9 protein-coding genes are annotated in these 10,804 nt (G+C 49.4%); 8 read left to right on the plus strand and 1 reads right to left on the minus strand.

Annotation, left to right across the window (positions count from 1 at the left end):
* Window positions 1-151: 151 nt before the first annotated feature.
* The 4 genes from AC23NW_RS35420 (at window position 152) to AC23NW_RS35435 (ending at window position 4,280) form a co-directional block, all read left to right on the plus strand.
* Window positions 152-379 carry a hypothetical protein gene (locus AC23NW_RS35420; RefSeq protein WP_487455363.1) on the plus strand — a complete coding sequence of 76 codons (228 nt, stop codon included), beginning with the start codon at window positions 152-154 and terminating at the stop codon, window positions 377-379.
* Entirely contained in the window at window positions 376-888 is a 513-nt protein-coding gene (locus AC23NW_RS35425; protein ID WP_487455364.1) for a peroxiredoxin family protein, read from the plus strand. Before AC23NW_RS35420 ends, AC23NW_RS35425 begins: the two co-directional genes overlap by 4 nt.
* A 45-nt stretch (window positions 889-933) precedes the next feature.
* Entirely contained in the window at window positions 934-3,105 is a 2,172-nt protein-coding gene (locus AC23NW_RS35430) for a peptidase domain-containing ABC transporter (RefSeq protein WP_487455366.1), read from the plus strand.
* Window positions 3,106-3,632: 527 nt separating this feature from the next.
* On the plus strand, window positions 3,633-4,280 hold the full coding sequence (locus tag AC23NW_RS35435; RefSeq protein WP_487455368.1) for a hypothetical protein: 648 nt from the start codon (window positions 3,633-3,635) through the stop codon (window positions 4,278-4,280).
* A gap of 77 nt (window positions 4,281-4,357) precedes the next feature.
* Here the strand turns inward: AC23NW_RS35435 and AC23NW_RS35440 are convergent, their stop codons facing one another.
* The gene (locus tag AC23NW_RS35440) at window positions 4,358-5,809 is read right to left on the minus strand and encodes a S41 family peptidase (RefSeq protein WP_487455369.1); all 1,452 of its coding nucleotides are present in this window, start codon (window positions 5,807-5,809) and stop codon (window positions 4,358-4,360) included.
* Between the two features lie 253 nt (window positions 5,810-6,062).
* Here AC23NW_RS35440 and AC23NW_RS35445 point away from each other — a divergent pair, with 253 nt between their 5' ends.
* Genes AC23NW_RS35445 through murQ form a run of 4 tightly spaced genes read left to right on the plus strand, consistent with a single transcriptional unit; the run spans window position 6,063 to window position 10,610 of the window.
* Entirely contained in the window at window positions 6,063-7,184 is a 1,122-nt protein-coding gene (locus tag AC23NW_RS35445) for a hypothetical protein (RefSeq protein ID WP_293836473.1), read from the plus strand.
* Window positions 7,185-7,204: 20 nt separating this feature from the next.
* Complete coding sequence (locus AC23NW_RS35450; protein WP_487455371.1) at window positions 7,205-8,977, plus strand: glycoside hydrolase family 9 protein; 1,773 nt, start codon at window positions 7,205-7,207, stop codon at window positions 8,975-8,977.
* The gene (locus AC23NW_RS35455; protein ID WP_487455373.1) at window positions 8,974-9,759 is read left to right on the plus strand and encodes a polysaccharide deacetylase family protein; all 786 of its coding nucleotides are present in this window, start codon (window positions 8,974-8,976) and stop codon (window positions 9,757-9,759) included. The genes AC23NW_RS35450 and AC23NW_RS35455 overlap by 4 nt, the downstream gene beginning before the upstream one ends.
* Window positions 9,760-9,809: 50 nt before the next feature.
* Window positions 9,810-10,610 carry an N-acetylmuramic acid 6-phosphate etherase gene (murQ, locus tag AC23NW_RS35460; RefSeq protein WP_487455375.1) on the plus strand — a complete coding sequence of 267 codons (801 nt, stop codon included), beginning with the start codon at window positions 9,810-9,812 and terminating at the stop codon, window positions 10,608-10,610.
* Window positions 10,611-10,804: the final 194 nt, after the last annotated feature.

The raw sequence follows: 10,804 nt of genomic DNA on the forward strand, positions 1-10,804 counted from the left end.
TCGATCAGTTTGCGGATGATTTTAACTCACTAATCGAATTTATGACCATGCATAGGGTTTTATGAGAAAGCCCTGAAAAACTTTATGGTTCCTTTTCATTCAAACAGATTATACACTACAGGATTTACAATTGTTTTACCCACTCTCTGCATTGAATTTATTCGATTACGAGCAGGTAGAACCCTGGCTATTGTATCCGCTTCAGGTACTCAATGTTTTTGAGTTGCTGTACTGGTTTGCGTTGGCCTATGGTATCACCCGCGTATTGCCGGAATATGATCTGGGTCGAGCAATGGGGTTGGTTTTATCTAGCTATGGTGTTGGGCTGCTGGTTTGGGTCGCTACGGTTATGTTCTTAACCCTTACTTACTCAGCATGAAAAAACGATTACGGCCGATACTACTCGCAGGTCTTATCGGGATATTGGGTTATCTCGGCTGGGGTATTCTTGTAAAGATACAAGCCCGGCACGAGACTGCCGGACGGATTGCTCGTTTGCCCCCGTTCCGGTTCAAGACCTTGAGCGGAGAAACGATCACACAACAGCATACAGGAGAGAAACCGCTTTGGCTTATCTTTTTCCACGCTGATTGTGAATATTGTCAGATGGAAGCAAAAACCATACAGCAACAATCGGCGCATCTGAAACACCTGAGTATTTGGCTGGTTTCGCCTGAGCACACTGACACCCTAAAAGCCTTCAGTCGGCGCTATGGCTTAGATACGTTACCCAATGTACAATTACTACATGCGCAAAATTATGATCATCTTCGCACTTTTGGCGTACATGCTACGCCTTCTTCTCTACTTTATCGCCCCGATGGGTCTCTGATTAAACAATTCACAGGTATTGTCAGTCCCAAAGCGGTGGCTAAGCTCACGCTGTAAAACAAACTTTGCTTTGTTTAGAACAGTTTTACCGAACACACAACTATGGCCCAAAAAGCAGCAAAGCCCATTGTGCATCAGCACGATTCATCAGATTGCGGAGTTGCCTGCCTGTTATCGCTTATCCGCTACTATGGTGGTCAGGCATCGCTCGAACGGCTTCGCGAACTCAGCGGAACCGCTAAACAAGGCACTACTCTTTTGGGCCTATACCAGGCTGCCATTCAGTTCGGGTTCGATGCACAAGGGTGCGAAGCAGAAGGTATTCATTCGCTGACTGAGCATGGTAAACCAATCATTCTGCACATTGTCACACCCGAACAACAACAACATTATGTGATATGGTATAACACCTTACCTGACGACCGTCATCTGATTGGTGATCCTGCCAAAGGGCTTATCGAAATAAGCACCGACGAATTATCAGCTCTTTGGGTATCACGCAGATGCCTGACCCTTAGCCCCAATAACCGGTTTGTCAGCGTCGCCGGTCAGCAGCAGCAACAAAAAGAATGGATCATAGCCTTACTGCGCGAAGATGCTCCGCTCCTCATTGCAGCGGCTGTATTTGGACTGGGTATTGCACTATTAGGTATGGCGATGTCTATTTTTTCACAACGCCTGATTGATACTATTCTGCCTTTGCGCGATATGACCAGGCTTGTGGCCGGAACCCTTTTAGTCGGGTTTCTTTTGCTGGTGCGGGTGGGCCTTGAAACAATTCGTTCGTTTATACTACTCCGTCAGTCAAAGGCGTTTAATAACCGCATTACCGGACGATTTTACGAACGGCTTTTAGCATTACCTAAACCCTTTTTCGACTCCCGCAAAACTGGTGATCTGGTTGCCCGAATGAACGACACGGCCCGTATTCAACGTGTAATTGGTCAGCTTTCCGGTCAGCTTATTATTGACATCCTGGTTGTTTTGGTTTCTATCGGGTTTCTGTTTGCTTACTCGTGGCAAATTGCAACCGGGTTATTATGCTGCCTACCTGTCTATTTCCGGATCATTTACCGCTTCCAGCAACCAATTAATGAAGGACAACGGCAGGTAATGTCAGGTTATTCGCTTAACGAAAGCAATTACATCAGCACGTTACAAGGCATCTCAGCCATCAAAGCCTTTAACCGGCAGGAAACGTTTAATACTGTCAATAAAACAATCTACGGACTTTTTCAGGAACGAGTTTTTGGTCTGGGACAGACACAATTACGACTAAATGTCTATGCCTCTGCAGCGAGCGTATGTATTCTGATAGGTACACTGGCTTACAGTAGTTTTCAGGTCATTAATCAACAGCTAAAAACCGGTGAGCTAATGGCCGTTCTCGGCATGGTCTCCTCTTTATTACCATCTGTTGCCAATCTGGCCTTACTCGCTGTTCCGCTTAACGAAGCCCGTGTTGCTTTTGAACGTATGTTTGAGTTTGTCAATCTTGCACCTGAAGATGAGGGAGACCCGCAAACGAATTTGATTGAACAAACAGACCACCTTTCTCTAAACGGTGTTACCTTCCGTTTTCCAGGACGCAAAGCACTATTCGAAAATATTTCTTTACACGTCAACAAAGGCGAAATCATCGGTTTGGTTGGTGAGAGTGGCAGCGGCAAAAGTACAGTCCTGCAGCTTATTGAGCGTTTTTATGCACCGGAGAGCGGACAAATCATTGTAAATAAGCATCTGTCGCTTACAGATATTAACTTATCCCAATGGCGTCAGCAAGTTGCCCTCGTACCGCAGGATGTCCATTTGTTCAATGGAACACTGCTTGATAATATCCTACTTGGTCATCCGGCAACAGCAGATGAAGTTAATGCCTTTTGTCAGCAAGAACCCTTTCTCAGCTTTATTCAGCAGCTACCGCAAGGCTTGATGACCCTGGTTGGCGAAGAAGGGCTTAACCTGTCGGGCGGACAGCGGCAATGGGTAGGGCTGATGCGGGCTTTATTTACTAATCCGCAAGTATTATTGCTGGACGAAGCGACCGCAGCCCTGGATGCAAAAAGTGAACGGCAAGTACTGGATTTACTACAGAAAATACGCTCCCGGATGGCTGTTATCTTCGTTTCGCATCGCCTGCACACCCTTCCACGCCTCTGCAACCGGATTTATGTGCTGGAAGATGGCTACCTGCATGCCTCGGGCACACATGATGAATTACTGACTACTGATAATCTCTACAGTCGTTTCTGGCAGGAATTAGCGATAAATTAATGCAGCAATAATGAAATCTCTTTTCGGTTATTCTCTGTTAATACCAGTTACATTACTCTACTTACAGATAAAAACTCATCGCCCCCCATTTTCACAAGACAATAACTGTGTAACCACTCAAAAGATCTTCAGAAAAAAATCTAAATATGCTACAATAGAAGGGATTATATTAGATTGTAGAACGCAGGAACCAGTAAAGACAGCAATTATACGTATCAATAAGACAATAGTTCACACTGATACTTCAGGTCATTTTCGTCACCAGATAAAGCCCGGTAACTACATGATTAAAGCAGGATGGCCTACCTATCTTTGGCAGAGGATAAATACAACTGTAAAAAATAAGGATTCGCTATTTGTGACTTTTTATCTTGAGGATGACCCAGAACCGTTGAAGTAATTGTCGGCAAATCTAGTCGTGGGTTAGTAAAGGCTATCTTAGAGATATGAATCATATAGACCCTATCATTTTTACTTTTTATTCGCCAGGAAAACCATCTCAAGAAACAATTTCTTTCAATTAACCCTTGAAGATGCGACAGCCATACAAGCTCAATTTGCAGCAGGTAACAGTGGGACAAAATACAATGGAGGCAATTAACGCCCGGATTGTTTTTCTCTACATGCTGTTTTTTTGCTTTTGCCATACGGCCCTGGCACAGCAGAAAGGCAAACAAGCCGCCTTTGTTTTCAAAGACCCAAAGAACCCGCTGGAGGTTCTTATGGAAACACTCGACAAAGATCCAAGGGTCTATCAGCTTGATACCTTATGTCTCAATGCTTATGCATCGGTTCGGTTTCAAATTGTCGGGGACGGCGAGATCGACCATATTGCTGTTTCTGTGGGGGCACCTAAAATAGTCAAAGACCTTATTACCAGTGCTGTTTTTGAAACAGGCCGTTATTGGTCATTGGGATCAGGCCGTAAACCCGTATCGGTGATCATTCCCCTGTTTATTTTTCCGGCCTATTTTTGCAAACCCGAGCAGCTACGGCAAGATTATAGCGCATCAATGGCTCAGCTATTCAAGTACGAAGGTGAGTATAACAGGTTTTATATCTGGCAATATTTTGATCATGCAACCGAGCGCACGGAGGGTATCATTTTTCCGCCAATGATCATCAAAGGGTCTTATCATCAACGGGATATGAAACGGTTTCCGGATGACGAATAGCTTTGCAATTACCCCCTCTCTAATGCATACGGGCAGGCCAACCGACCTGCCCGTATCGTATTTTGCCCGGCTAACCGCTATTTCGGCAGCTCGATAAACATATTGCTGCCACCGGCTTTGCGCTCGATGGTAGAAGCAATCGGCGTCGGGGCGTTTACCTCGGCCACGATGGCGCGGCGGGCAAGCCGCGAGCCCGTAATCTGGAACAGGGCTTCGTTCAGCAGCGCTTCGCTCACATCGCCGAACGGACGCGGATTCAGCGGTTCGCTGACCGTAACCGCAGGTGTGAAACCGGTGTTGTAGTCCGACTGACCCAGTGAGTTGAACGACTTCGACACAATGGGCTGCATCCCCCACTTAATCTGTTTCTTCGAATCCGAAATCGTAAACGATCCTACATTTTTACCATATGACTTTGTACCGATAGTCGTCACAGTCATGTACGGTTTCAGACCGTTGATAACCAGCTCACTGGCAGACGCCGAGCGACTGGTGGTCAGCACAAACACGCGTTGCAGGTTGCTGCCGATATTACCCGCCTTCGTCTGGAAATAATCGTAGAAGAAGTTTTTACCATACTGCTTTTCCAGATCCGGCGTAATCGTTTTGTTCCACTCATTACGGGCAAATACACTGCTGGTTGTCACGTTTTTAGCAATGGAACTAGCCAGGTTGGTCGCCGACGATACATACCCGCCGGGGTTATACCGGAAGTCCAGAATCAGTTCGTTAACGCCCTGCTGCTTAAACTTGATAAAAATATTATCAAGCTTCTGATCGTAGGTAGCCACGGTACTGCCGTTTGGCCCCGGCACAAACTGATTGTAGACCAGATAGCCGATCTTTTTCGCGCCAACGGTGTAGACGGAATCCATGTACACCGGATCTTCCTGAAACACCACCGCCGTCACCGTCTTCACATCAGACGTTTCTACGAGTGCACCGTTTTCTACCTTCAGGAAACCATACTGCTTCGTATCTGTAGCCGACGACAGCAAACTACTGTAGTTGCTGCGGGTCATTTTCTGACCGTCTACCTTAAAGAACATATCACCCCGCTTGATACCCGCTTTTGCCGCCGGTGAATTAGGCAACACATACAGCACAGAGCCCACAATATCATCCGTCGTATTCGGACGGATATAGAGCTGAAACTCCATCCCGTCGGTTTTGCTTTCGCCGCTGAGGGCCGCTGTCAGTTCATCAGCGCTTTGCTGAATCCACGAAAAGCGGTCGCCGTCGGGGCGTGTCGTTGCATCGTACGTATACTTCAGCGCAGCAAAGTAATCGGAAGGGTTCAGATTCTTGTCAACGGTCGTCGGGATTTTGTCGTTCCAGTAATAGTAATACTGCATGTTGGTCAGAATCCAGTTGTTGACCGTCTGATTTTCCGTGTTGACTGCCACCGTTGTGGTACTGGTGGTAACAGATGGTTGTACGTTTTCGGTTTTCCGGCACCCTGTAAGCCAGACAGAAGCACCAACCGACAGCCCAAGGGCTATCGAACGCCAGTTAGTTGTATGAAGCATAGTTCAGAGATAAGATTAGCAGTGACGTTTTTTGTTTTCTATTATCTACTGCTATAATAGATTAACGTTTTTCAAAACAAAATAATTAACTCAAAATAAAATAATTTTATTGCATAAAATATGGCATTAGCTCATATTATCAATTGATTGTCCTGTTGGTTTATTCTTTACAAAATAGCGGTTCCGGTATATAAGGAAAAAGGGGATTTCAGCGTTTTAATGCATAAAGACGAATTTATCAGGAGACCGATCTATGCGATTTGTGCTGTTTTCTGTAGGGCTTTGGCTCATAACCCAGGTGACGTTGCTGGCGCAGACAGGTAACCGTCAATCCCCGATACACCAACACACGTTTGTCTGCAACTACACAGGTCAGGCAGGCACCCAGTCGCTGTGTAATTACATGATGTATACAGCCTCAAGCGGCCATGCCGAAAAGGTAGTCGACCGGATTCTGAAACCCATCGGTCTGGTCCGGAATTTCAAGATTATCGAATGCCCGAACACCCGCAACTGCTTCGCGACTGTCGTCAGCGGGCAGCGGTTTATCATTTATGACGGGGCGTTTATGCAGCGCATCGAAGACATGACTGAAACCGACTGGTCGGCAATCAGCATCATGGCCCACGAAATCGGTCACCACCTGCAGGGGCATACCATCGACGGCAAAGGCGGACAGCCGGTTAAAGAAATTGAAGCAGACCGTTTCTCAGGCTTTGTGCTGCATCAGTTAGGGGCTTCGCTCAATGAGGCCCTGATTGCCATTAAGACACTTGGTGCCGAAGAAGCCACCACAACTCACCCGGCCAAACAGGCACGCATCGACGCAATCCGCAAAGGTTGGACGGAAGCCGAAGAAATTTATCCGCAACAGGACAGCAACCGCATTACCCGGAATGCAGCACAACGCCCTGCCAATCCGCTGGCCATGACCAATCCGGACGCACCGGCCAAAGAAACCACAAAGGCAGTCGGCAAAACAAAAGTTGGCTGCCTCAGCGGCGATTGTCAGGATGGTTACGGCATTTTTGTTAATCCGACGCTTGAAAAATACCAGGGCGATTTTGCTAACGGCAGCAAACATGGCGAAGGCGTTCAGTTTTATCCCGATGGCAAAATGAAATACAAAGGGACGTTTGCTGAGGATGTGCGGACAGGCAATGGCCTGTACTTCTACCGTAACGGCGACAAATACGTCGGTCAGTTTCAGGATAACCTGCCCCACGGCAAAGGCACTTATTACTTCTCGGACGGCGACCGGTTTGTCGGCACGTTCATCAAAGGAAAGCGCGAAGGTTTTGGTATTCTGTATAATACCGACGGAACGCAGGAATCAGGAAACTACGAAAATGACGAGCTGGTAGAGGAGAATTAATTTTCTCTATCTTCGCTTTCATGAAGAACTTCCTCCTTTTCGCCTGCCTTTTACTCCTTGCCTTTTCCTTCCGGTTTCCCGATGAACAGCAAACATGGGTCCGGGTCAATCTGTTAGGTTATCGCCCCGACGGCGTCAAAGTAGCGGTCTGGGGCAGCAAAGCCACGGACGCATCGCTCCGGACCTTTTCGGTGGTTGATGCCGAAACCGGCGCCGTTGTCTGGACCGGCAAAGCGGGTAAGGCATTCGGCGCTTACGGGCCGTTTGCCCAAACCTACCGCTTAAATTTCTCTAAACTTACCAAACCTGGCAGCTACCGCATTAAAACCGAAACGGCCGAATCGCCGGTTTTCCGCGTTGATGCCCGCGTATACGACGGTGCCGCCGATTTTTGCCTGCGGTACATGCGGCAGCAGCGCAGCGGTTTCAACCCATACCTCAACGACTCCTGCCACACACACGACGGGTACACCATGTACGGACCAATGCCCGACAGCACCCACATCGACGCGTCGGGGGGCTGGCATGATGCGTCGGACTACCTCCAATACGTAACCACCTCGGCTAACGCAACTTACCACCTGCTGGCGGCATACCGCGATTTCCCGGAAGCATTCGGCGATCAGCATCAGGCTAACGGACTGGCCGGCCGGAACCAGACCCCCGATGTGCTCGACGAAGCCCGCTGGGGCCTCGACTGGCTGCTGAAAATGCACCCAAAAGACGACTGGCTGTTTAACCAGCTCGGCGACGACCGCGACCATGCCGGCATGCGGATTCCGAAAGAAGATAATTTTTATGGCAAAGGCTTCGAGCGGCCGGTCTACTTCTGCACCGGTCAGCCGCAAGGACTGTTTAAGTACAAAAACCGGGCAACAGGGGTCGCCTCAACCGCCGGAAAGGTGAGCAGTGCTTTTTCATTGGGCTATCAGCTATTGCAGGTGCGGGATGCAGCCTATGCGCAAAAACTACAGCACCGCGCCAATACGGCCTATGCACTGGGCCTGAAAAAGCCGGGCGCCTGCCAGACCGCCCCGGGACGGGCACCTTATTTTTACGAAGAAGACAATTGGACCGACGATATGGAGCTGGCCGCCGTAGCCCTGCATACCATCAGTCCGAATCCGGCCTACCTGACGCAGGCGCTCGGCTATGCCCGCCAGGAACCGGTTACACCGTGGATTATCGCCGATACGGCGCGCCATTACCAATGGTATCCGTTTGTTAACGTGGGGCATTATGAACTGGCCAAAAACCTGACCGGCAAGTCGCGTAAAGAGGTTATTGCCTTTTTGCGGCAGGGCATCGACATTGTCTGGAAACGGGCGCAACAAAACGGCTTTTACCGTGGTGTGCCGTTTACATGGTGCAGCAATAACCTGACAACATCCTTTGCCACCCAGTGCTACTGGTACCGGCAGCTATCGGGCGACAACCGGTATGAGGAGCTCGAACAAGCCTGTTTCGACTGGCTATTCGGCTGCAATCCGTGGGGCAGCAGTTTCGTATATGGTCTGCCTGACAATGCTGATACGCCCACCGATCCGCATTCAGCGTTTACACACCTGAAAAAATACCCGATTGACGGCGGGCTGGTCGACGGTCCGGTATATGGCAGCATTTACCGGAACCTGATCGGCATTACTCTGTATGAACCCGACGAATACGCTGCCTTTCAGAGCAAGCTGGTCATTTACCACGACGACTACGGTGATTATTCAACCAACGAACCGACCATGGACGGCACCGCCTCACTGATTTACCTGCTGGCCGCTAAACAACACGGGAAATGAGCCGTAAGCAGGTAGCCGGTTTGCTTCTGTGGCTGCTGAGCACCGGTATGACCGTGGCCCAGCCAACAGGCCACTGGTTTAAGGGGGCAATTATACGGGGCGATACCAGCAAACGGCAGCTGGCACTGGTCTTTACCGGCGACGAATACGCCGACGGCGGGCTGCTGGTCCGCGAAACCCTGAAGCAGCACCACGTACCGGCCTCGTTTTTCCTCACCGGCCGGTTTTACCGGAATCCGGCTTTCCGACAGATTATTGCGGGATTACGCAACGACGGGCATTACCTCGGCGCGCACTCTGATCAGCACCTGCTTTATTGCGACTGGAGTAAACGGGACAGTTTGCTGGTCAGCGAAAGCCGGTTCCGGACGGATTTGCAGGCCAACTACGCGGCAATGAAGGGGTTCGGTATCCGGAAAAAACAGGCCCGTTATTTTTTGCCGCCCTACGAGTGGTATAACGACAGCATCGCCGGTTGGGCCAAGCGCGAAGGTTTACAGCTTATCAATTACACCGGCGGCACCATCAGCCACGCTGATTATACAACTCCCGATGCCAAAAACTATCGCAGTACCCGCACTATTCTGGAATCGGTGTATGCATATGAACAAAAAAAGCAGTCGGGGCTGAACGGCTTTATCCTGCTGGTACACATCGGTACTCATCCCGACCGGACTGATAAGCTCTATCAATCGCTGGGCGAATTGCTGACGTACCTGAAGCAGCGAAACTACCAGCTTGTCCGCGTAGATGAGCTTTTAAACGGAATCAGCGCCCCGTGAAATTTCCGTACTTTTGTCCCAACGTTTGAAGGCCTTCCCAGGCAACTACTATGATTACAGAAACCTCCTCGCATTACGACCATCTGGAGCAGATGTCGGTTCATGACCTGCTGACCAATATCAATAACGAAGATAAAACCGTACCCTACGCTGTTGAAAAAGCCATTCCGCAGCTCGAAGCCCTCGTAACAGAGGTGGTAAAACGAATGAAGGAAGGCGGCCGGCTCTTTTACATCGGTGCCGGTACCAGCGGCCGGCTGGGTGTGGTCGATGCGTCGGAGTGCCCCCCAACCTATGGCGTCCCGCACGATATGGTCATTGGCCTGATTGCCGGTGGTGACACAGCCATCCGCAAAGCCGTTGAATTTGCCGAAGACGATCCGGAGCAGGCATGGAAAGACATGCAGGCGTACCAGATTGAGCCACTGGATACCGTTGTCGGTATCGCTGCTTCGGGCCGGACGCCGTACGTAATCGGCGGACTGGAGCAAGCCCGTGCTGCCGGTTGCCTGACCGGTTGTATTGTCTGCAACCCGGATTCGGCCGTCGCCAAAGCCGCTGAGTTTCCGGTTGAGATCGTGGTGGGCCCTGAGTTTGTCACGGGCAGCACGCGGATGAAATCGGGCACGGCACAGAAACTGGCGCTCAACATGCTGTCGACCTCGGTTATGATTCAGCTTGGCCGTGTGAAAGGCAATAAAATGGTTGATATGCAGCTGAGCAACATCAAACTCCAGCACCGCGCTGCCCGCATGGTCATGAGCGAACTCGGCGTAACTGAAGAAACAGCGAAAGTATTACTGGAAAAGTACGGTAACGTTCGCGGCGCGATTGACAATTATCAGGGGTAACAGCTATTCTTTCCCGTTGAACTCCATACCCCAAATTATTTTTACCACATAGCCACATAAGACCAAAAAGAGTTAAAAATCTATGTTTTCTAATGTGGCTATGTGGTAAGTTCTTTTTACAGGGCTTTCTCATAAAACCCTATGCATGGTCATAAATTCGATTAGTGAGTTAAAATCATCCGCAAACTGATCGA

It is taken from the genome of Arsenicibacter sp. R0_47, from assembly GCF_057652235.1.